A 21540-nucleotide genomic window follows, 5' to 3' on the forward strand; every position below is an offset into this window, starting at 1 on the left:
CGGGGGCAGGCAGTTTGCCCATCCGGTCGTTACGCAGGTACGCCAACCTGGTCGTAGAGCGCCAGCACCTGTTCTGAGGCCCCCTCGGTGCGCAGGTGTACGGCATCGTTGGGGGCGTCTTCATCATGGAGCAGCGCGAGTCCTTCAGCCTGGGCGACGCCCAATTCGTGATAGGTCGAGGCATCCAGCGTAATCGATTCAGGGAGCGCACGGGTTGCGGCCGAGGCATCAGGCGTAAAGACAAAGCGAGGCCGGTGCGTCATCTGTTCGTGGTCCAGATACTCTTGCTCCAGCAGAGCCGGAAAGAGTGCGCTCTGCCACCCAAATCCGTGCACTACGTCTGGAATCCATCGCAGCGACACCACCGTTTCGAGGATGGCACGGTTGAAGAAGAGCGCGTGGCTGGCCGGAAAATCAGATGTTGGCGTTTCGGGAACGTGCTCCTCGTGCTCCATGAAATACACCTGAACCCGTGTATCGGGCACCGAGGCCACTTTGACGGTGCACGCGTCGGTTCCGCCGTTGATGGGGACCTCGGTACCCGAAAGGCGAATGACTTCATGGAGCTTGTTGCGCCGGTCGCTAATGGCGCCGAACTTCGGCATGAAAACCCGCACGTCGTGTCCCCCTACGTCTTGCACCTGTTCAGCCAGCGTGCGCACCAGCGTCGAAAGGTCTGAAGCATCAGTAAATGGCTCCATTTCGCCGGCGATATACAAGATGCGGGTTGGCTGTGCCATGAGAACGAGGGAAAGCTGCTGTAGAGAATATAGCGCTGCACACACAATGGGCTGCGCTGGTACGTACGATGTAACTATACAGTGTATCAAAAAAGGCCACCAATAGCAACTTTCTGGCCGGCTTTTGAGGCCGATGATAGGCCGGAGGCACGAAGACGGGCTGCAGGCGTGGGGCGGGGTGGGATCTGGACACACGATTTTGTATGTTACACCCCGAACCACCTTACTCACCGACCTTCCCGTTTCTATGTCAATTGCTTTTTCGTCTCGTTGCATCCTGTGTACAGAGCGGAGCTGGGCCGCTGTCGCGGTTGTGCTGCTTGCAGGTATGCTGTTTTGTGCCGGACCTGCCCATGCGCAGTCTGAATCTGATACGGCGGAGCCGGGGGCTGCGTCAGATCTGGTTCAGGCGTATGAGCGAGCCGAGTCGCTCTTGAGTTGGAACACCCAAGACAAGGTCTACCGCACCTCGGTACAGCCGCACTGGTTTGGAGACGACCAGTTTTGGTATCGCGTTCAGGTGGAAGAAGGGCACGAGTTTCTCCGTGTCCATCCGTCGCAAGAGATGCGCGCACCGGCTTTCGACCACGAACAGCTTGCTGCAGCTATCGAAGCGGTGCTGCAAGAGGAGGATGAGGAAGCCGCTGTTACGCCGTACGATCTGCCGTTTTCTACCTTTGCATACGCCGACGACCAAACGGCCATCACGTTCACGCACAACGATTCGGCCTGGCGGTGCGACCTTGACGCCTACACCTGCGAAATTACCGGCGACGATCCCAACGCCGACCTACCTACGTCTATCGAATCGCCCAATGGGGAGCGCGCTGCCTACATTAAAGACCATAACCTGTGGATGCGCAATCTGGAGACGGGCGAAGATGTACAGCTCACCACCAACGGCAAAAAGCACTACGGCTATGCGACCGATTCGCAGGGCTGGCGCCGCTCCGACATGCCCATCCTGAAGTGGTCGCCCAACAGCGAACAGATTGCTACGTACCGCCTCGACGAGCGCGATACGAAACTCATGCCGCTGATTCGCACCACCGAAGGTCGTCCCGAACTCGATACCTGGCCCTACGCCCTGCCCGGTGACCCCGACGATGAAGTGCCCATGCTCGAACGCGTCGTGATCGACGTAGAAGCTGCCGAGGTTACATTCCTCGACATGGAGCCCGACCATCAGCGCACGTCCAGCTGCTGCGGCCTTTCGCGCAATCAGGAACTGGCCGATGTGGAGTGGAGCGCCAACAGCGAAACCCTCGCCCTCGTATCCACCTCCCGCGATTACAACACCGCCACGCTGCGCCTGGCGGATGCCACCACCGGTGAGGTTCGTACCGTGTACAGCGAGAGCGATGCGCCGTTTTTTGAGTCGAACCTGCAGTCGCGTGGCGTGCCCAACTGGCGCGTGCTGCACGACCAGGAGCAGTTCATCTGGTTCACCAAGAAAGACGGCTGGGGCCACCTCTACCTGCACGATTTGAATACCGGCGAAGAGATCACGCAGATTACCGAGGGCGACTGGAATGTGATGGATGTCCTCGACGTTGATGCCGAAAACGAGACGCTGCTGTTCTCTGCTGCCGGACGCGAAGCCGACCGCGATGTCTACCATACGCATCTCTATCGTGCCAACCTGGACGGTTCCAACATCGAACTGCTCTCGCCTGAACCCGCCGACCATACGCTCGATATGGCGCCCAGCGGCAATTACGTCGTTGATACCTATTCGACATACGACACGCCGCCGCAGTCCGTTGTGCGCAACGCCGACGGCGAAGTTGTGCTGCCGATTGAAGAGGCCGACGCAAGCGCACTTACCGATAGCACGGCGTGGCAAGCGCCGGAGCACTTCACCGCGCTGGCCCGCGATGGCGAGACGGAACTACACGGCTACCTGTACAAGCCGTCCAATTTCGATCCGGAGCAGTCGTATCCGATTATCAACTCCATCTATCCGGGGCCGCAAACCGGCAGCATGGGCACGCGTAGCTTCTCCACCAGCCGCCGCGGACAGGCGCATGCGCTGGCCGAACTGGGCTTTATTGTCGTTCAGGTGGATGCAATGGGCACGCCGCTTCGGTCCAAGGACTTTCACACCGCCTGGTACGGCGACATGGCCGACAATGGCCTCCCCGACCAGCGTGCTGTGATGGAGCAGCTGGCTGAGCGCCACGACTGGATTGACCTTGACCGCGTGGGCATCTACGGCCACAGCGGCGGCGGATTTGCCACCGCAGCAGCGCTCTTCGATCATCCCGACTTCTTTCATGTCGGCGTATCGGGGGCAGGCAACCACGACAACCGCAGCTATACCTACTACTGGGGCGAGAAGTACCAGGGCCTTCTGCGAGACACCGAAGAAGGCGACACCTACACGAATCAGGCGAACCAGCTTCGTGTGGAGGGGCTTGAGGGCGAGTTAATGCTCTCTTATGGCACGCTCGATGACAATGTGCATCCGAACATGACGCAGTTGGTCATTGATGCGCTTATTGAGCACAACAAGGACTTCGACCTCCTCGTGATGCCGAACCGCGATCACGGCTATGCCAACGAGCCGTATGTGCTGCGCCGCACGTGGGACTACTTCGTGGAGCACCTGCTGGACGAGACGCCACCCACGGAGTACGATATTGAGCGCTAACGGGAGCGCATAATCATCGCATCCCAAAAGACAACCCCCAGTGTACACAAGGTGCACTGGGGGTTTTGTATTAGAGTCATGTCTTGGCTGGTGTGCTACAGGAGCCAGAGCCCGAGTCCGCCAATGAGGAAGCAGTAGTACGCGAAATATTGCAGGTTGCCGCGCTTCACGAAGTCGATCATCAGCTTAATGGCAACTACGCCCGATGCGTAGGCAATGAGCGTGCCCAGAAGTAGCGGCAACCACGCAACAGTGGCTCCCTGCTCGACCAGTTCGAGTCCTTTGAGAAGCGTGGCCCCCAGCACAACCGGGAGGAGCATCAGAAACGAGAAGTTGGCCGCCTGTTCGGGTTTTACGTTCTGGTAGAGCGCCACGCAGATCGTGGATCCGGAGCGCGAGATGCCAGGAATCATAGCGGCGGACTGTGCGATGCCGACAACAAATGCTTTGAGAGACGAGAGGCGGCCTTTGGGGTTGGGGCGCAGAAGGGTGAGCAGCAGCAAGACACCGGTCACAAAAAGCATCCCCGACGCCAGTCGCGGATCGCCAAAGGCGGCTTCCAGCGGCTCTTTGAAGAGCACGTAGACCAGGCCCGTGGGAATGAGCGTGATGAGGATGAATACACCCAGGCGAAACGTGTCGTTTTCGGCGTAGCGCTCGGGGATTTCGGCAGGAGCGGCCAGGGCGCTTCCGGCCTCCCGTAACAGGTCGAGCACATCGCGTCCGTACACAGTCAGGATGCTAAGCACCGTGCCAAAGTGAACAAACACCTCGAACGTGATGCCCGCCTCTTCAATCCCCAGCACATGTTGGCCCAGCACAAGGTGCCCCGATGACGACACGGGCAAAAATTCGGTCAGGCCCTGAACGAGCCCCAGCAATGCAGCTTCCCACCAGTTCATGCGGTATCAAACAAGTCGAGAGAAAAGAACGACTCGTGTAACGTACAAGCCGCTGTTTGAGAACCAAAAGGGCAGCGGGTGAAGCATCCATTCGTTTTCTTGAAGATCCTGGCGGCGGTGTCCCAAGCATCGGTGCATACCAAGCGCTTGTCGGACTCTCCACAAATCAACGGCCCTACACAGAGGCAGAGCCGTTAGCATTCGGCATAAGTTCTCCGGCTGCTGGCATATTTCTTCCCTTACGTGGCATTGATCCGCTACCGAATAGGATGTAGGAGCCGGAAGGTGCGTTTGGGTAAGCTAAGAACCTGTTTTGATTTCCAAAAAACTTGGTCCCAAACCCTCGTCTTTCAGACGAGCCGCTTTCAGCATCGCTTTTCGGGAAAGGCGGTCTTGCGTAGAGACCGCCTTTCTCCAGGCACTACTGCGTTGGCAAATTGTCTGAGCAAAAGAGTGCGGGGTGGCAGCTTGACTCGAGAATGAGCTTCAGCCGACTTTCAGTCGGCCACTCAAACCCCCCGACTTCCAGTCGGGGGTGGTTTAGTTCTTATTTTGGGCTCCGAGCGGCTTCGCTGGGCTGCAAATTGCCCCTAATCTCGGCCCGTAGCCCCGCTACGAACCTCGATTGGGGTCCAATTTTCGCCTCAGCGTCTCTCGCTCTCGCCGTCAAACCAAAACCCAAACAGGTTCTAAAGGTCGCCGCGTAGAGCCTGCTCGATGCGGTCGGCCGAGCGAATGCCGCCAAAGACGACGCCGTTGGCCTCTACAACCGGAAGTCGTGTGCTGCCAATGACCTCGTCGGCAGAGTAGAGCAGATCCCACATCGCGTCGGAGGCGCCAGCTTCATCGTCAATGTCGCGCATAGTGTATGGGATGCCCTCGTTGTCGAGGGCACGGCGCAGAGCGGTTGTGTTCGGACAGGTGTCGCGTCCGTACACCACGACGCCAGCGGCTTCAGGCGAGCTGTCTTGCTGCTCCGACGAATCCACATTGGTGTGTACGGTTGGACGCGGGGCGTCGGGATTTGCACCAAAGACGGCTGTGCGGTAGGTACCGGTTTGGTTGGGAGCATTGTAGCGGGGACCCGTGGCGCGGGCTGTGCCCACGTGGGTATAGGCCGCATCCATCACGATGCGACAGTGGTCTGGACTGCCGAGCCAGGCGTCGACTGTTTCTGCAGAATTGTTTTGAAAGTACGCCAGGACCTCACCTACGGATGCAAACTGGTCGGTGCGATTACGCACACGTTCGTGTGGTACCGACCCATCGCTTCCGGCATGTCCCCGAAAGGCGTTTGTGCTCATGTCGTTGTTGTGCGCAGCCGCCGCCTGCGCGAGCGTATCGCTCCATGCTACTGGGGGCGCTGCAGGAAAGCGGTCGTCGCCGCACATGCGCGCCGCGCTACGGGCCTCGTTGATAAGCGGAAGCAGTTCAGATGCATTCGTAGGCGACGAGCCCGGTATAGGCTGTGCCTGTACAGCCAGTCCATCTCCTATGACAAGCAGAATTGGTAAAAGGGCGTACAAAAGCCGTTGCATAGCTCCATTGCGTGATAGGAAATAGTTTATGAAGTGGGGACACAAGCAGGGACACGAGATGCTATAATGGTTCGTTCCATCTTCATGGGGGGCAGCGTGTCCGTCTACCAACCACAAACGGCCCTGCATAGAGGCAGAGCCGTTGCGTGTTGCGATATGTAGTGTGGCCTGCGAGCCTGCAGCGTCGGCTACTCTTCCGTAGCACGCTGCGCACCGCCCGGGGCAGGCTTATCAGAAGAAGGGGGGGCGCCGGGGCCTGACGATGGGCTGGGCCCGGAGCTCACCGAGCCGTTTCCGCCATCAAGGAGGCCCGACACGTCGTCGAACGTTTCCTCGTCACCGTCTTTGCCGGCAGGAGCTTCGCCCTCTTCGACATCAAAAGAGAGCTCCTCGTCGTCCTCATGATGCATGAGGGTGACCGTGTCGCCCGGCGTAATGCGGTCGTGCAGGATGTCCTCGGCCATCGGGTCTTCGACGTACTTCTGGATGGCGCGGCGCAGGGGGCGTGCCCCATACTTCGGGTCGAAGCCCTTGTCCGTAAGGAACGACTTGGCGCTCTGGTCGATCTCGATGGTGAGACCAAGCTCTTGAGCCCGGTTGAACAGATCGTCCGACATGATATCGATGATCTCGAAGATGTCTTCACGCTCCAGAGCATGAAAGACAATCACATCGTCAATGCGGTTCAAGAACTCAGGGTTGAACACGTTCTTGAGCGCATCCTCAACGGTGCTCTTCATCGTCTGGTAGTTCATCGTCTCTCCAGAACCCTGAGAGAAACCGATGCCCTGCCCGAGGCTCTTGATGTCGTTAGCCCCGATATTTGAGGTCATAATGATAATGGTGTTGCGGAAGTCGACGCGCCGCCCGAGCCCATCGGTGAGCACGCCGTCGTCAAGCACCTGAAGCAGGATGTTGAAGACATCGGGGTGGGCCTTCTCGATCTCATCGAGCAGAATCACCGAGTACGGCTTGCGGCGCACTTTTTCGGTGAGCTGCCCCCCTTCTTCGTAGCCTACGTAGCCGGGAGGGGCCCCCACGAGTCGGCTGACAGCAAACTTCTCCATGTACTCGCTCATGTCGATACGGATGAGCGAGTCCTGAGAGTCGAACAGGTACTCTGTAAGCACCTTGGCCAACTCGGTTTTGCCGACACCCGTCGGTCCCAGGAAGATGAATGAGCCGATGGGCTTCTCAGGATCCTTGAGTCCGGCGCGTGTACGGCGGATGGCTTTCGAGAGCTTCTTGATGGCCTCGTCTTGGCCAACCACACGTTCCTTGAGCGCATCCTCCATTTCGAGGAGCTTGCGCTGCTCGGGCTCAGAGATCTTATCGACCGGAATGCCGGTCATCATGGCTACCACCTCAGCAATGTTCTGGGTGGTTACGTCATGAATCTGCGTTTCGGAATCTTTCTCCCACTCGCGCTTTGCTTCTTCAAGCTTCTCTTGCAGCTTCTTCTCGCTGTCGCGCAGGCGGGCAGCTTCCTCAAAGCGCTGACTTTTTACAACCTGATTTTTCTCTTCGCGAACTTCCTCGATCTCCTCTTCCAGGTCAAGAATTTCCTGCGGCACCTCAATGTTTGAGAGGTGCACCCGCGCCCCGGCTTCGTCGACAACATCAATAGCCTTGTCGGGAAGGAAGCGCTCGGTGATGTACCGGTCGCTCAGCTGCACGGCCAGCTTAATGGCCTCGGCTGAGTAGCGGACGTTGTGGTGCTCCTCGTAGTATTTCTTGATGTTGGTGAGGATGTTGATCGTCTCCTCGGGCGTGGAGGGATCGACCAGGATCTTCTGGAAGCGGCGGTCGAGTGCGCCATCTTTCTCGATGTTCTGGCGGTACTCGTCGAGCGTAGTAGCGCCGATGCACTGCAAGTCGCCACGGGCCAGTGCGGGCTTAATCATATTCGACGCATCGAGGCTGCCCGAAGCACCTCCGGCACCGACAATGGTGTGGATCTCATCGATGAAGAGCACCACTTCCGGGTTTTTCTCCAGCTCCTTCATCACGGCCTTCATGCGCTCCTCGAACTGGCCGCGATACTTGGTGCCCGCCACGAGCGAAGCCAAGTCGAGCGTCACAATGCGCTTGTCGTAGAGCACGCGGCTTACCTTGCGCTCCACAATACGCATCGCCAACCCCTCGGCAATGGCCGTCTTTCCGACGCCCGGTTCGCCTATGAGAACGGGATTGTTCTTCTTGCGACGGCTCAAGACCTGAGCAACACGCTCAATCTCTTTCTGGCGTCCCACAATGGGATCGAGTTCGTTCTCTTCGGCCATTTCCGTGAGGTCGCGACCGAAGTTGTCTAATACCGGCGTTTTGCTCTTTTCCATTTTGCCTCCTTCTTTTCCGTATCCAGAAGATAGTCCGCCCCCTCCTGATCCGCCACCGCTTCCGGTGGTCGACGAAGAGGCCTTGCCACTGATAATCGAGTCAAGTTCGTTGCGCACGGCGTCGTAGGTCACAGAGAACCCCTGTTGAAGAATCTGAGCGGCGATGTTCTCATTGTCACGAAGTAGGCTTAGCAGCAAGTGTTCAGTGCCAATTACATCGCTTTTGTAAAGCTTTGCTTCCAGGTAAGTGATCTTCAGTACCTTCTCGGCTTGTTTCGTCAGGGGAATGTTGCCCACCGAGAGGGCGCTGCCCTGACTGCGCACGGTTTCCTCGACAGACTTTTTCAGCTTCATCAGGTCGCATCCCAGGTTCCGAAGGATCTTGATGGCAATGCCTTCGCCCTCACGGATAATACCCAGGAGCAAATGCTCGGTGCCGATGTAGTCATGGCCCAGGCGAATAGCCTCCTCGCGGCTGTAGGAGATCACGTCGCGGACCCGGTTCGAGAAATTGCCTTCCATACAGAGTGTAGAAACCGTGAGGATGTGTCGAGGCGACACTGAAGCTTGTGAAGAGGATGCAGCACGAGGGCCGCAGGGCGTTGCGCACAGTGCATGGCATCGTGCACGGTTCCAGGGCGTGCCAACCAGCAGGGTGTGCCGAGAACGCGGCTGAGGCTGAGTGTGGTGGCTATCTATGTAGCCTCGTACAGCGGCCTTGTGCAGAACGGCCCGAAGTGGTGCGGCACCGGTCTTCGACAGGTGCCTTAAAGACCGCCCCCTGAATCGATGTGCGGTACCAACCCTCCGATACACTGTTCCTCTGCCCAGCAGGCCGCAGTCGGAATTGTCAGCTTTGCGATACTTCCGTGTAGCGCGTGCAAAGCCAGGACTACTCGCAGCTACGACGCGAAGCTCGACCCGCAGCCGCACGTTTCGGTAGCATTGGGATTGTCGAACGTAAAGCCGCGTGCATCGAGCCCGTCATGGTAGTCGATGGTCGTTCCCATCAGGTAGAGGCCATGGCGCTTGTCCATAAAGACCGGAATCCCGTCGATGTCGAACTCCTGGTCTTTGTCGCGCTTCTTGTCAAATCCGAGCACGTAACTCATACCCGAGCACCCGCCGCCTTTTACGCCCACGCGCAGGCCGTAGCCGTCGGGGATCTTCTTTGTACGCATAATCTTGCGAATCTCGCTGGCCGCCGTGTCGCTCATCGCGATCGGAGACTGGGTTTGCGTAGCCATAGGTTCTAAAGTATGTATGACGAACAACCAGTGGTGTGTATTGCAGAAGGGTCGAACGAGTCCCCAAAAAGCACAGTTCCATGCATGCGTATGTGGATATGCAAAGAGGCGCGTTACGCGGCAGTAGGACCGCACCTACCAACCAGGGTATCAACCAGGGACGATCAGAGTGGGCGCGCTACCACAACTGTTGTGCGATGCTGCGTGCTGGTGCCGTCGTTCCAATTCTGCGCTTCCATGAGCACCACGTAGACGCCCATGCGCACGATGCGGCCTGCGTCGTTGCGTCCGTCCCATAACACTTCGCCCTCGGGACCGGAAAGCACAGTTTCCTCTACGGTGCGTACTGGCCGTCCGTGGGCGTCGAAGATGCGGAGTTGCACCCAGTCGGGCGGAAACGGTAACGCATACTGGATCCGCGTGGCCTGGTCGACCTCGGGCGCGAATGGCGATGGATCAGCGCTGACGCGTGCAGTGGATCCTTCAGCAGGAGGCGGCCCCACACTGTTCGGGAAGCCGGGCGTGCCGCCTTCGGGATGCGCACTGCTCGTCCAGTTCATGGCGTTGGCTGCTGGCGCCGTCAGGCTGATGCGCTCCAGCGATAGCCCGCGCGTGTCCTGCACACCGGGCGCATGCCAATCAGGATGGTAATCTACCGTGGCTATAGGTTCGCCGTCGGCGCGGTGCAGGCGCAGACGGTCGGGCTGTACGCGCAATCCGAGGCGTGAGCGGGGTACCGCAATCACGGTGGGACCGTCCGGCGCCGAGAGGTCTTGCGTGGGAAACGCACGGTCGAGCGTAGAGGAGGCCTCATTGTCGGAGTTCGGTTCGGCGTACACCACCGCATAGCCGCCGCTGGGCGCTACGTGTTGGGTGCCAATGCCCAGGTTGAGCGTGTCGGCTCCGCCCGTGTCGCGCGGACGGTTGGTGGTGAAGAGGCCCTGCAGCGAGATCCACCGCTCGGTGGGATTGACCACTTCGAAGTACTCAGGCTGGTTGGGACGCTCGTCGAAGTCGTCGCTGAGCGGACGATACATGATCTCGGTGACAACAAGATCGCCCTGCTGTGGCGCGTACGACAATGGGAGCGTGGCCTCGGTGCTGTTGCCCTGCCAGTCGCGTATGCCGCGTACGGTGAGCGTTTCGGCGCGGAGCGGCTCGGTGTAGAACAGGCGCACGGTGTTCGCATCTCCCTGTTCGACGGACACCGGGGCGCGTTCGGGTCCGGTAAATGAGGCACTGGCAAGCGAAGCCGGGTTTAGGGGCTCAGTAAACGTTAGGGTGATGCGTCGAGCATCTGCATCCACCTGGGCAAACAGCGGTGTGGGCGGAGTGCTGTCGGGGGTGAACACGCTGTTCTGGAATCCGGGCGTGCCGCCAGCGGGAGCGGTGGCGCTCTGCCAGTTGAAAGGGGCCTGACTGGGCGCATTCGGCTCAACGCGCTCCAGGGCGGCATCGTCGCGGGTGCTCCAGCTGGGGACGTACGTGACCTCGTCGATGTTGGTCTCGCCGTAGCGCAAGACCACTGTGTCGCCGCTGTTGCGGAGGGCGCGGAATCCATCTGGGGCCAGGTAGGGCACCTCGGGGAAGGCCGCCTCGAACTGCGACGGAGTGCGCACAAGCACCGCGTAGCCGCCGGCCTGTAGCACAACCGAGGAGTCGGTGACGGGGGCAAACTCCCGGTATCCGTTGGCGTAGCTCAGTTCGCTGAGATTGACGTCCGCATCCGACCGATTATACAGCTCGATGTATTCGTTTTGGCTGGGCTGCGGCGCATACATGATCTCGTTTATGACCACATCGGGCGGTGACTGTGCCGCCGAGCGTGTAGGCATTGCCAGCCATGCCATCAGGAGAGCAGCGACAAGGAGCAGTCTACGCAGCCGAGTCCAGTACGACGGCGTGTAGTGCAAAGGAAAATACATAGCGAAGGGCATCGTATCCGAAGTGAGGCGCGGTGCGCAGCACAACACAAGAAGCGCACTAACCAGGATACGAACCCTTCACGAAGTCTGCAAGTTGCGCTCAGGCGGTGCGTGCCTGCGGAGCCTGGGTGGGGGCGCGGTTTTTCGTGAGGTCGCGCTCCAGGTGGCGCACCAGTATCGATTGCATCAGCTCAGCGGTGGGACGCAGGGCCGATTCGTCGAGGTCGAAGCGCTGGTGATGCAGCGGGTACTCGGTTTGTGGGCCGGAGGCCGTGCCCACTCGTAAGAAGGCGCCGGGCACGTGCTTCAGGTAGTGCGCAAAGTCTTCGCCGCCCATGCTATTCTGGGGGATGCGGTAGACGGCCTGTGGGCCAAACAGGTCGGTAATCGTGTCAGCGGCATGCTCAATGAGCATCGCGTCGTTCATGACCGGTGGCGAGCCGTCTTCAAAATCAAGCTCGATTTCGGCGCCGGACTGGGTTTCCCAGAGGGTCGCCAAGCTGTGCATGTGGTCGCGCAGCGTGGCGCGGTCGTCGGGCTGGGTGGTGCGCAGCGTGCCACCAAACGAGGCACACTCGGGGATGACGTTATGCGCTTCGCTTCCGCCCTGACGGCATACGGTAAGTACCGAAGGATTGCGCGTGTCGGTAACGCGTCCAGCAAGCTGATAGTACGCGTTCATGAGCTGATGCGCCACCCACACCGTGTCGACGCCCTCGTGCGGACGGGCCGAGTGCCCGCTGCCGTCCTGGCGCACGTAGACGTCGAAGCGGTCGGATGAAGACGTTGCTGCGCCCGCAATGAGTCCGTATCGTCCCACAGACAGGTGCGGATCTACGTGCACGGCGTACACGGCCCCCACGCCGTCGAGCACGCCGCCGTCAATCATGAGCGGAGCGCCGCTCGGCAGACCTTCTTCATTGGGCTGGAAGAATACGCGTACGCGTCCGGGCAGGTCGTCTTCGCGGCGACGGAGCATCAGCGCCACGCCAATGCCCATTGTGGTGTGCGCGTCGTGCCCGCAGAGATGCGCCACCCCCTGACGTTGTGAGCGGTACGGCGCATCCTTTTGGTCTTGTGTCGGCAATGCGTCAATGTCGGCGCGATAGGCGACCATGGGACGCGTGGGATCCTTCGGACCGATGTCCACGAATAGCCCGGTGCCTGCAATGGGGCCACGTACATTCAGCCCATATGCCGTAAGCGTTTGGCGGATGAAGCGGCTGGTGGCATGCTCCTTCATGCCCACCTCGGGGTTACGGTGCAGGTGGCGCCGGATGCCAATCAAGAGGGAGGCAAGGCTGGCATCCTCCTCCAGCACATCGCGCAGCACATCAGGCAGGTAAGACGGGTCCGAGGGGATCCAGGAAGACATACAGAGGGAAACGGGCGGGTGATGGACAATAGCGAACACTTCTTACACCGACAGCCCCGGCACAGAGATTCAAACCGGGGGAGGCGTTACGACCGTGTGGCACCGAAAGCGCTTACGTGCGCAAGAGAGATGAGCATGGTGAGAACGCATGAATCTGGTGCGGTGCCGCATTGGCAAGGCATTGCCCTGCTTACGCCAATCCTTGCCGCTTACGCAGGAACCACTCAGCGCTAAGCAGCCCAATCAGAAGAACCAGGAAGGGCCACGCGTGAGCCAGTGCTGCGCTGCTTCGCTCCGAGCGGTCGGTTGGCGTAAAGTTGGGATGCGATTGCAGGCGCTCGGGCAGCGCGTCGGCCTCGTCGAGAAAGAGCACTTCGCCTCCAGTGCGCGCGGCCAGTTGCGTCATGAGCTGCAGATTGGTCCGGGTGGCCTGGCGCTCTACGTTGGGGGTGTCCACGTCGAACGAGCCCGCATCGGTGCCCAGCGTGGTGCCGTTGCGCGTGGCGGTGGCCGTGTAGGTGTACGATCCAGCAGGCAGCGCTCCCGCATCCCCCCGATACTGCCCACCGCCGGCGTGGGTCATGGTGTAAGGCAACTCCTCGCCCGCGTCATTGGTGACGGTAAGCGCGACAGCGGCCTCAGAGACCGGTTCGCCGCGTCCGTCAAACACGCGGCCCGAGAAGGTAACCGGCTCGGTTCCGGCAAACACGGGCGCGTCGGGGCGGATGCGCACGGGCGTGTCGAGGTCGGTGCTGGCCCAGCGCGCCAGGTTGGTGACGAGCGTGGGCCAAAGCGTAGCCGCCGTGCTGCGTGCAGGGGGAAGTGTGCGCCAGCGCCAGGTACGGTACCCGGTGACGAGTGCGCTACGCTGCTGGTTGCGCTGAAGCGTGTGCAGGAAGGGCATGCCGCGCTCGGTGGTCGCCAGCACCTGGGCATCGGGCCGTGCATCAGTAGAGGGGCGGATGAGTACAGGCGGAAGCTGCGCCCAGGCCGATGCGTTGTCGAGCCCCGTCCACACCGGGTGGCGAGCTGCCTGATCATGCGGCACCACCCGCGCCTCCTGGTCCGAGGCCGCCGACAGCGATGCAGGAAGCCGCTCGCCCGCAAGCGCATCGAGGCGGTCGGCATCTACCTGCGGACCGGCAAACACAAGCAGCGGCTGCGTGTCGATCCAGTCGCTGAGGCGGTCGAGTATGCGCTGCGGTGTGTTGGCGGTGGGCAAGCCCGCAAGCAGCAGCACATCGGGGGCGGTTTCGGCATCAGAAAGCGGCGTAAGTAGTTCGCCCTGCGGCCCGAGCACGGTCGCCGAGACGTCCCACTCGGGGTTCGACGCAAGAATGCGTCGGAGCGCGCCCACATCGGGGAAGGCCGAGCCCGCCACGATCCACGCCGTGCGCGCCCGGTCGTCAATGCGCACCGTGGTGGACTGCGTGTTGGTGGCGTCGGTGGCCTGGCCGGGCAGGTCGCTTACGCGCACCGTGAGGGTGCGTGTGCCTGCGGATGTCGGGGTGTAGCTAAGCGATACCGGCTGATCGGCGGTACCTTCGGGTAGCGAGAGGGTTGTTTGGTCGAGCGTGGTGCCGTCCTCACCAAGAAGCGACACCGTCACCGACTCGCCCGCCGCCTCGATGCTGCGGATGCGCGCCTCTACAGGATGGGGCGTATCCACATAGCCTCGCTCGTTGGTACGTACGCGCCGCACCTGCACATCGCGCTGCGGCAGGGTGTCGCCCACCACCACGGGATAGATGGGCACACCCGCATCTTCGGCCTGCTGCAGCGGGAAGGGACCGCTGTTGTGCTGGCCGTCGGAGACGAGAGCGAGGGCGCTGAGGGGTGTGTCGGTGTACGGCTCGTACTGCTGCCGGGCATCGCGGAGTGCTGCGGTCAGGTTCGTGCTTGTGCCATCGTAGGTACGCGGAGCATCGAGGCGCAGAGAGGCATCGAACGGGTAGATGCGGGGCGCAGCCTCAAGGGTGCCGATCCAGCTATCGAACAGTGCATCCATCTGGGCGGATACGGAGGTGCTGCTCGTGTCGATGCCGGTGTGCTGCATGCTAAGGGAGTTGTCGACCAGCACGCCCAGCTGAGGCGGATATGTGGTGGTGCGCTCGCGCGTCCAGAACGGCTCTAAGAGGAGCAGAGCCACCAGGAAGAGCGTGGCAGCGCGCAGGGTGCCCAGGCCCCACCGCCAGGCAGGGGGCAGGGCGGGCTGGGTGCGGGCATAGCTCCAGGCGGCCCCGGTGATGGCACCCGCCCCCACAAGAAGAAGCCACCATCCGGATACGCTAAGCGTGAGCATAACACCGCAAACTGATCAGAAAAAACGGGTGGGCTTGGGCCTATACCTGCGGCGGCCCGATGAGGACCCAAGATGACCTGCGGGGGGCGGAATCAAACATACGGCAGCAGCAGAAACGCCATGTATCCCCCAAACAGCAGCAAGAGTGCCACGCCGCCTGCACGACCCAGCTTAAACGACGGACGCGCCAGTACATAGAGCAAACCGCCCACAGCCACCATAAACGGCAGGTGGATACGGACCGACTCGGCATCGACCCCGAGCGGTTGTATGCTGGATACGGCCCCTATTACAAACAGCACATTTAGGATGTTGCTGCCCAAGATGTTGCCGATCGAGAGGCCATCTTCGTGCTTCACGGCGCCCACGACCGAGGCTGCGAGCTCGGGCAGGCTCGTGCCAATGGCCACAATGGTGAGGCCAATGACGACCTCCGAGATGTTGTAGATCTTGGCGATGGCCACGGCGTGGTCGACCATAAGGTGTGCGCCCAGTCCCAGCCCGGCCATGCCCAGCACGATACGCCCAGACTGCCAGGGCAGCGAGATGGCGTCGTACTCGGCCTGCTCGGCCCATTCCTCTTCAATCATACTGGGACGGCCCTGGTTGCTGTAGAAGAGATAGCCCAGAAACGCAACGAGTCCGACAACGAGGATGGCGCCGTCGTGACGCTGAATGACGCCATCGGAGGCCAGTCCAGCAAACGTTAAGAGCACCACCATCATGATGAGGTACTCGCGGTGGAGCGTGTTTCGTGCGATGCGCAGGGGTGCCAGCACGGCCACCATGCCCAGAATGAGGGCAATGTTCGAGATGTTGGAGCCAATGATGTTGCCTACGGCGATGCTGTCCTCGCGGGCGATGACGGCGAACAGGTTTACCAGAAACTCAGGTAGCGAGGTGCCCAGCGCTACAATGGTGAGCCCTACCACGAGAGGCTGAATACCAAAATAGAGCGCAAGGCGCGAGGAGCCGCCGACCATCCACTCGGCCCCAAAGTAGAGAATAATCAGGCCAAGGATGAAAAAGCTAAGATGGACAAGCATACAGGACGGAGTAGCGGAAGCCGCGTGAGACGAAAACGGAGAAGAATCAGTCGGAAATCAGGTCGGAGCTGTTAAAGAAGGCAGGCAGCAGCGCCGCAGGGGTGCTTTGCTCCATCGGGGCATCGTGGCGGTCCATGTAGAGCGTAGCCTCGGGCGCCCGCTCGGCCAGCACCTGTCGGCATGCCCCGCAAGGCGATCCGTTCGGCGCTTTCGGGCACGACAGATACAGCGCCGTGCAGTGCGTGTAGCCGTATGCGTACGCCGTGCTTAGGGCATTGCGCTCTGCACACAGAATGCGCGTCCAGTCGGGATGCTCCACGTTTACGCCGGGAATGGCGATCTGGTTGTTGTGCACGAGCACAGCCCCCACCGGAAAGTGCGACTCGGGGACGTGGGCAGTGGTCGCCACGTTACGCGCCGCGCTGATGCCTGCCTCTGGCGAGGCAGGCACAGGACGCGCCGAATCCACCACAGTACCCAGCTGGGAAGGAGGAGACGTGCGCCAGTAGGCCGTAACAGCCTGTCCGTTCGAGTTCGGTGCTGCACCTGAAAACCCATCGAGTGCTCGCAGATAGGCGTGGTCAGCAGCCGAGAGCGGAGCCGAACTCAGGATCCCAGCCACGGCGTCGAAGCAGCGCAGGCTGTATGCGGTTGTCACGGCATTGCCGAGGGCCGATATGCTAAGCGAGTACGATGCGCTTTCGATGCGGACGCCCGGAATCCAACGTCCGTCACGCAGCACCAAGAGTACGCTGCGCGGGCGATCCGAGAACGGAACGTGGGCCCGGGCACGCAGCGTCGCAAAGTGGGAACGGGCCGAAGCAAGCAGCGAGCCACTCACGGAAAATAGCTCCAAGGGGTAGGGCAGGCGAAAAGGAGTGCATCTATTGGCGCATATCCGTAAGGTTCCTTTTCGAGATGGACAATGCGCCCAGGCGTACTGCCAAAGAGCCCGATAATTCGTTTGGAGATCTCTATCGTTCTCCTTACATTGTTCGAAACTATTGAAACCATGTGGACGCTATGCAATCATAGCTTCTGCAGTCTTCCCCGATCATTGTCTGATACCTCTGTTTCGTTATGGCTGAATCTGTAATCGAATACATGCTGCAGTGGGTTCACGAACTGGTGCTCTTTGTGATGGAGGTGGTGCTGCCTGTTGTAGATGCCATGGTGTAAGCACGTGGACCGCACGGGTTGGAGATGCCATCTGAATGGATGTTCATCCGTGCGGTCCTTCGTGCACACTGCATGAAAGCAAGATGGGGCGGGCACGCGTTGCAGACCTGCTCATAGTAGTCAACCCACGCATCTCTGCGTGTGTGTCTTCGCGTTGTCTCCCCCTGGCTCCATATCGTCATGCCCAACCAGCTCGCGCAGTCCAGTAGCCCCTATTTGCTTCAGCACAAAGACAACCCGGTGGACTGGTATCCGTGGGGCGTAGAGGCGTTTGCGAAGGCACAGGCCGAAGACAAGCCTGTGTTCTTGTCAATTGGCTATGCTACCTGCCACTGGTGCCACGTGATGGCGCATGAGTCGTTTGAGGATGCGGAGGTGGCCGCGCGCCTGAATGAGGTGTTTGTACCCATCAAAATGGATCGCGAAGAGCGCCCCGACCTCGACCAGCTCTACATGAGCGTCTGCCAAATGATGCGTGGCAACGGCGGCTGGCCGCTCAACGTGCTCCTGACGCCCGACAAACGGCCCTTCTATGCGGCCACCTACCTGCCCAAACACGGACGTATGGGGCGCACCGGACTCATGGAGCTCACCGACCGCGTGGAGGCGCTTTGGGCGCAGGAACGCGATAAGCTGGAGCAGGAGGCCGACAAGATGATCGACCTGCTGGAGCAAGAGAGCGACACCGACACACGGGGCGATGTCCCCGCGCCGTCTACCCTGCAGAACGGTGTGCAGCAGCTCAGCCGCCAGTTTGATCCTACGCATGGCGGATTTGGCGGTGCGCCCAAGTTTCCCATGCCGCATACGCTGCTCTTCCTGAGCACCTACGGCGCTGCGTCGGGAAGTGACTACGCCGTGGATATGGCCACCTCCACGCTGCGTCCCATGATGCGCGGCGGCATTAACGATCACCTGGGTGGCGGACTGCACCGCTACGCTACGGATGCCATCTGGCGGTTGCCGCACTTCGAGAAGATGCTCTACGACCAGGGATTGCTCCTTATGGCCCTGACGGATGCGCATCGCTTGCAGCCCCATGCCGGTTGGAATGGTCACGTCGACGATCTGGTCGCCTACCTGAAACGCGATCTCTTGGATGACACCGGCGCGTTCTACTCCGCCGAAGATGCCGACAGCGCAGACCCTGAGACGGGCGAATCGCGTGAGGGCGCCTTCTACACGTGGACGCTGGACGCCATCCGTGATCATCTCGACGCTGACACCGCCGAGCGCTTTGCAACGGTGTACAGTATGCAGGAGCAGGGTAACTTCGAGGAGGAATCCACTGGCAAACGCACCGGCGAAAACGTGCTTCATCGCGCCGATAGCTGGGGCGCGCTGGCCGAACAGCTTGACACAACGCCTGACGCCCTGCAACACGACATAGACGCCGCCCGCGCTACGCTGTTCAAGGTGCGAAGCGAGCATCCGCGTCCCTTCCTCGACGATAAGATCCTAACCGACTGGAACGGACTGGCGCTCGCTGGCCTCGCCCGCGCTGCACAGCACGTTGACGCGTCGTATCTGCCTGTTGCGGAGAACGTTGCCTCGTTTCTGTGTGACACCATGCTGCGCGACGACGGACGCCTGTGGCATCGCTACCGCAATGGCGAAGCCGGTATTGAGGCCACGCTTGCCGACTATGCCTACCTGGCGTGGGGCCTGCTCGATCTGTACGACGCCACACTCAGCACGCGCTGGCTCGGAGCGGCGCGCACGCTGGCACAGACCCTGTGCGCCGACTTTGCTGATGAAGAGCGTGGTGGATTCTATACCGCGCCCCACACTGCCGATGACGTGCTGGTGCGCCAGCAGGCGATTTCGGATGGAGCGCGGCCCTCGGGCACCGGCGTGGCCATCTACGTGTTGCATCGTCTCTACCGCATGCTGGGCACTGAGGCATTTGCCGATACCGCCGAGCGGGCCCTACAGCGTGCCGGACGCCACATGCGCTCGCAGCCCGGACAGCACACCACGCTGCTATGGGCGCTGCATCACTGGCACCATGCCGGGCGTGAAATCGTGCTTGCGGGCGATCCTGGCGATGCACATTATCAGGCGCTGCTCGAGACCGTCCAGGCGCATCAGACGCCTGAAGACATGGTCATACACCGTCCCCCTGGCGATGAACACGTGCTGCTCGATTGGGCCCCCTACCTGGTGCATCAACCGCCACAAGACAACGTGCCCACCGCCTATGTGTGCGAAGGCTTCACCTGCGATGCCCCGACCACCGATCCAGAAGCGCTGGCAGAGCAGTTAAGGTAAGGACGTACGGTTACAGTACGTACTCGAATAGCGAGATGAGCGCGGCAATGAACGCAGCAATCGCGTACATGCGGTTGAGGATCGTTTGCTGCGACATAAGGATTTCCTGGCGGAGTCGCCCTTCCGTTGATTGAATCTCCTGGCGAAGTGATTCATCGACTGCCTTTATCCCTTGGCGGAGCACTTCGTCGCCAGATTTCATCTCGTGCCAGAGCGTTTCGATTTCCGCCCGGAGCGCTTCATTGCTCGACTTGATCTCTTGGCGGAGGGCCTCATCCACTGCCTTTATTTCCTGGTGAAGTGATTCATTCACCGCCCTTATCTCCTGCTGAAGCGATTTATCGACCGCCTTTATCTCTTGGCGGAGGGCTTCATCCCCGGATTGTATCTCCTGACGGAGCGACTCATCCATTGCCTTTATTTCTTGCCGGAGCGCTTCGTCGCCAGATCGCATCTCCTTCCGGAGTGTCTCAATTTCTGCCCGGAGGGCTTCGTCTCCAGACTGCATCTCTTGCCGGAGCGCTTTGATCTGGCTGCTCAGCTTCTGCTCGGCCAGCTCAATGTCAGAGGCGGTCGCGCCGCGCTCTTCCGACTGTGCAATGAGTTCCACAATGCCCTCGGCCTGTCGGTCATCCAGGCCGTACTCTTCAACCAGGCGGCGCTTCGATTTGAGGGTGTCGATGGGCATGGCCGTGCATGCATTTCGAAAATGAGGTAAAGCTGTCGTTTCAAAACAGGAGTCTGGGTCAAAAGTTCAACGGCATTGCAACGTGCTGGTGTGGACAAGCAACCCGACCAGAATGTGGCTTCCGCAGGCTGTAGCATTCTCGCGGGGAACCCCACCCCCTTCGCTAAACGTTGCACGCGTCGCTCGTTCGTATGAAGCATCATACAACGCTTCCTTTATCTTCTTCTCACTTCGCCTCAGTATGTATATCGACGGCCACCTCGATCTTGCTTTCAATGCCGTCGTTCACAAGCGCGATCTGACACGCGGGGTGATAGCCGTTCGTGCAGACGAAGACCGCTCGCATCAGGAGCTTATGGTGACGCTCCCCGAGCTGCGTCGTGCCAACGTAGGCATTGTGTTTGGCACGCTCTTCGCCATGCCCCGCTCGGCCTTGCAGTACGAGGGCGACACTCCCCCAACGTGGAAAGCAAAACTCAGCTACGCCACGCCCGATGAAGCGCATGCCCTTGCTGTAGATCAATTGGACTGTTACGAGCAATGGGAGGACGAAGGGCGCATCCGCATTCTGCGTACGCAAAGCGACCTGCAGGCGCACGTTACGGCGTGGGACGACGGGGACCGCACCATCGGACTTGTAGTGCTCATGGAAGGGGCTGACCCGATCCGTACGCCCGACGAACTTGCGTGGTGGGTCGACCGAGGGCTTCGCATGATCGGGCCTGCCTGGCGGGGCACGCGCTATGCTGGGGGCACCAGCGCCCCCGGTCCGCTCACCGCCGAAGGAAAAGCGCTCGTGCAGGCCATGACCGAGCACAACATCCCACTCGATGTAAGCCACCTTGCTGAAGAGAGCTTTTGGGATGCAATGGATCTATCGCCCCGGCACGTACTGGCCAGCCATAGCAACGCCCGCGCCATAACGCCGGGTGATCGTCAGATAAGCGATGACATGATTCGCGCGGTAGGAGCATTGGGCGGGGTCGTTGGTATCGTGCTTGGCGATGCCTTCTTGCATCCCGATCATGCAACCATGCAGGTCACGCTGCGCGATGTGCGCCGCCATGCCAAACACGTCGCCAGCCTGATTGGGTGGGACCAGGTGGCCATCGGGAGCGACTTCGACGGGGGCTTCGGGGTACAGGAAACGCCCCACGAACTCACGCGGGGCGCCGACTTTTCAAAACTTGGAAAGCTGGTACCTGAAGAGGCGCGAAGCGGTGTTATGGGAGGCAACTGGTTGCGCTTTTTGCGACGCGTACTGCCGTAGCTCGTGGCCCTTCGCATCCCCCAAAATACGGCCCAAAATGCAGCAGCGAGCCCTTTTACAATATATAT

14 protein-coding genes are annotated in these 21540 nt (G+C 60.4%); 3 read left to right on the forward strand and 11 right to left on the reverse strand.

Features of this window, described 5'->3' with window-relative positions:
- Positions 1–29: 29 nt before the first annotated feature.
- Positions 30–740, reverse strand: coding sequence for a glycogen/starch synthase (locus CRI93_RS07570; RefSeq protein WP_176521767.1), 711 nt, complete (start codon positions 738–740; stop codon positions 30–32).
- A 247-nt stretch (positions 741–987) separates the two neighbouring features.
- Here CRI93_RS07570 and CRI93_RS07575 point away from each other — a divergent pair, with 247 nt between their 5' ends.
- Positions 988–3393: a S9 family peptidase gene (locus CRI93_RS07575; RefSeq protein ID WP_176521768.1), complete on the forward strand. Its 2406-nt coding sequence runs from the start codon at positions 988–990 to the stop codon at positions 3391–3393.
- A 95-nt stretch (positions 3394–3488) separates the two neighbouring features.
- Here the strand turns inward: CRI93_RS07575 and CRI93_RS07580 are convergent, their stop codons facing one another.
- From CRI93_RS07580 to CRI93_RS07620, 9 genes are all read right to left on the reverse strand, one after another.
- Entirely contained in the window at positions 3489–4295 is an 807-nt protein-coding gene (locus CRI93_RS07580; protein WP_098062021.1) for an undecaprenyl-diphosphate phosphatase, read from the reverse strand.
- 689 nt (positions 4296–4984) lie between these two features.
- Positions 4985–5833, reverse strand: a complete 849-nt coding sequence (locus tag CRI93_RS07585; RefSeq protein ID WP_176521769.1) for a CAP domain-containing protein — start codon at positions 5831–5833, stop codon at positions 4985–4987.
- Positions 5834–6021: 188 nt separating this feature from the next.
- Positions 6022–8691, reverse strand: coding sequence for an ATP-dependent Clp protease ATP-binding subunit (locus CRI93_RS07590; protein ID WP_098062023.1), 2670 nt, complete (start codon positions 8689–8691; stop codon positions 6022–6024).
- 380 nt (positions 8692–9071) lie between these two features.
- A complete protein-coding gene (locus tag CRI93_RS07595) occupies positions 9072–9416 on the reverse strand; it encodes a HesB/IscA family protein (RefSeq protein WP_098062024.1) in 345 nt (114 codons plus the stop codon).
- Positions 9417–9580: 164 nt separating this feature from the next.
- Positions 9581–11341 carry a lamin tail domain-containing protein gene (locus CRI93_RS07600; RefSeq protein WP_176521770.1) on the reverse strand — a complete coding sequence of 587 codons (1761 nt, stop codon included), beginning with the start codon at positions 11339–11341 and terminating at the stop codon, positions 9581–9583.
- A gap of 100 nt (positions 11342–11441) precedes the next feature.
- A complete protein-coding gene (locus tag CRI93_RS07605) occupies positions 11442–12716 on the reverse strand; it encodes an amidohydrolase (RefSeq protein ID WP_245850399.1) in 1275 nt (424 codons plus the stop codon).
- 190 nt (positions 12717–12906) lie between these two features.
- Positions 12907–15018 carry a hypothetical protein gene (locus tag CRI93_RS07610; protein WP_098062026.1) on the reverse strand — a complete coding sequence of 704 codons (2112 nt, stop codon included), beginning with the start codon at positions 15016–15018 and terminating at the stop codon, positions 12907–12909.
- Between the two features lie 92 nt (positions 15019–15110).
- On the reverse strand, positions 15111–16064 hold the full coding sequence (locus CRI93_RS07615) for a calcium/sodium antiporter (RefSeq protein ID WP_098062027.1): 954 nt from the start codon (positions 16062–16064) through the stop codon (positions 15111–15113).
- 46 nt (positions 16065–16110) lie between these two features.
- On the reverse strand, positions 16111–16920 hold the full coding sequence (locus CRI93_RS07620; protein ID WP_141491617.1) for a cytidine deaminase: 810 nt from the start codon (positions 16918–16920) through the stop codon (positions 16111–16113).
- A 503-nt stretch (positions 16921–17423) separates the two neighbouring features.
- On the opposite strand from CRI93_RS07620, the gene CRI93_RS07625 reads away from it, so the two are divergent.
- Positions 17424–19514: a thioredoxin domain-containing protein gene (locus CRI93_RS07625; protein WP_098062029.1), complete on the forward strand. Its 2091-nt coding sequence runs from the start codon at positions 17424–17426 to the stop codon at positions 19512–19514.
- A gap of 10 nt (positions 19515–19524) precedes the next feature.
- On the opposite strand, the gene CRI93_RS07630 is transcribed toward CRI93_RS07625, so the two are convergent.
- Positions 19525–20202, reverse strand: a complete 678-nt coding sequence (locus CRI93_RS07630; protein WP_098062030.1) for a CCDC90 family protein — start codon at positions 20200–20202, stop codon at positions 19525–19527.
- Positions 20203–20443: 241 nt separating this feature from the next.
- Between CRI93_RS07630 and CRI93_RS07635 the strand changes: the two genes are divergently transcribed.
- Positions 20444–21472, forward strand: a complete 1029-nt coding sequence (locus tag CRI93_RS07635) for a dipeptidase (protein WP_098062031.1) — start codon at positions 20444–20446, stop codon at positions 21470–21472.
- Positions 21473–21540: the final 68 nt, after the last annotated feature.

It is taken from the genome of Longimonas halophila (genome assembly GCF_002554705.1).
Taxonomy (GTDB): Bacteria; Bacteroidota; Rhodothermia; order Rhodothermales; family Salinibacteraceae; genus Longimonas; species Longimonas halophila.

Coding starts and splice junctions, on each gene's coding strand:
- CRI93_RS07570 (WP_176521767.1), bottom strand. CDS start 740: ATGGCACAGCCAACCCGCATCTTGTATATCGCCGGCGAAATGGAGCCA.
- CRI93_RS07575 (WP_176521768.1), top strand. CDS start 988: ATGTCAATTGCTTTTTCGTCTCGTTGCATCCTGTGTACAGAGCGGAGC.
- CRI93_RS07580 (WP_098062021.1), bottom strand. CDS start 4,295: ATGAACTGGTGGGAAGCTGCATTGCTGGGGCTCGTTCAGGGCCTGACC.
- CRI93_RS07585 (WP_176521769.1), bottom strand. CDS start 5,833: ATGCAACGGCTTTTGTACGCCCTTTTACCAATTCTGCTTGTCATAGGA.
- CRI93_RS07590 (WP_098062023.1), bottom strand. CDS start 8,691: ATGGAAGGCAATTTCTCGAACCGGGTCCGCGACGTGATCTCCTACAGC.
- CRI93_RS07595 (WP_098062024.1), bottom strand. CDS start 9,416: ATGGCTACGCAAACCCAGTCTCCGATCGCGATGAGCGACACGGCGGCC.
- CRI93_RS07600 (WP_176521770.1), bottom strand. CDS start 11,341: ATGTATTTTCCTTTGCACTACACGCCGTCGTACTGGACTCGGCTGCGT.
- CRI93_RS07605 (WP_245850399.1), bottom strand. CDS start 12,716: ATGTCTTCCTGGATCCCCTCGGACCCGTCTTACCTGCCTGATGTGCTG.
- CRI93_RS07610 (WP_098062026.1), bottom strand. CDS start 15,018: ATGCTCACGCTTAGCGTATCCGGATGGTGGCTTCTTCTTGTGGGGGCG.
- CRI93_RS07615 (WP_098062027.1), bottom strand. CDS start 16,064: ATGCTTGTCCATCTTAGCTTTTTCATCCTTGGCCTGATTATTCTCTAC.
- CRI93_RS07625 (WP_098062029.1), top strand. CDS start 17,424: ATGCCCAACCAGCTCGCGCAGTCCAGTAGCCCCTATTTGCTTCAGCAC.
- CRI93_RS07630 (WP_098062030.1), bottom strand. CDS start 20,202: ATGCCCATCGACACCCTCAAATCGAAGCGCCGCCTGGTTGAAGAGTAC.
- CRI93_RS07635 (WP_098062031.1), top strand. CDS start 20,444: ATGTATATCGACGGCCACCTCGATCTTGCTTTCAATGCCGTCGTTCAC.